The sequence below is a fragment of the Vibrio sp. 970 genome, assembly GCF_033339075.1.
The window spans coordinates 1-768 of the sequence record NZ_JAWOTW010000232.1; the positions used below are offsets into that span (position 1 = coordinate 1).

Annotated in this window: 1 protein-coding gene and 1 pseudogene; one reads left to right on the forward strand and one right to left on the reverse strand. The window is 48.0% G+C overall.

Annotation, left to right across the window (positions count from 1 at the left end):
• Positions 1-211: pseudogene (locus tag R7Q11_RS25875) on the forward strand (2-nitropropane dioxygenase); the annotation flags it as partial.
• A gap of 72 nt (positions 212-283) precedes the next feature.
• Here R7Q11_RS25875 and R7Q11_RS25880 read toward each other — a convergent pair.
• On the reverse strand, positions 284-768 hold a 485-nt coding region (locus tag R7Q11_RS25880), incomplete at its 5' end, for a PTS fructose transporter subunit IIB (RefSeq protein WP_225466963.1).

Genomic DNA, 768 nt, shown 5'->3' on the forward strand with positions numbered 1-768 from the left:
TCGCGCGATGTCGGAGCTAGGCTACATCTGTGAGTCTGCGCCGAAATTCCCATATGCTTCCATTGAAATGACTCAGTTAAGAGCGCTTATGGAGAAGCAAAACCGAGATGAATTTACGCCGTTGTGGTGCGGACAAAATTCGTCGGGTTGCAAAGAAGTTTCGGCAGCAGAAATGACACTGTCATTAGTGGAAGGGATTGATTTGAATTGATGTATTCAATGTGCGTTTTCAATAGATAGAGCCCTTTGGGGGAAAGGGCTCTTAGGGGGAGGAGCTTAAGGTTTAAGCTTTCACAAGAGTCGCTGCGGTACGCATCGCTTCTTTCGTTGAACACTCAACAACGTTTGCTTTTGCAAAGCGGTGAGCGTCTTTTACTTGGATATCGTGAGCTAGAATAACCAGCTTCGCGTTTGCTACATCTAGGTCAGTGATGCGGTTCTGGATACCGTTTTGACCTTGAGTTTCTACTTTGATTTTCAGACCCGCTGCCGCACCTGCTTTCTCTAGTGCTTTCGCTGCCATGAATGTGTGTGCTACGCCAGATGGGCAACATGTTACTGCTACGATGTCGTACTCGCCTTCGCCTGCTGCTGGAGTCGCTTGAGCTTGTGCAGGTGCTGCTTCAACGATTTCGTCTTCTTCTTCTTCAGCAACTGGTTTCCAGAAGCCAACGATAACTGCTGTTGTTAGTGAGCCTAGTGCGATACCTACAACGTACATTGGGATGTTGCTTGATACAGGTGCTGTGATTAGACCGCCCCATGGTG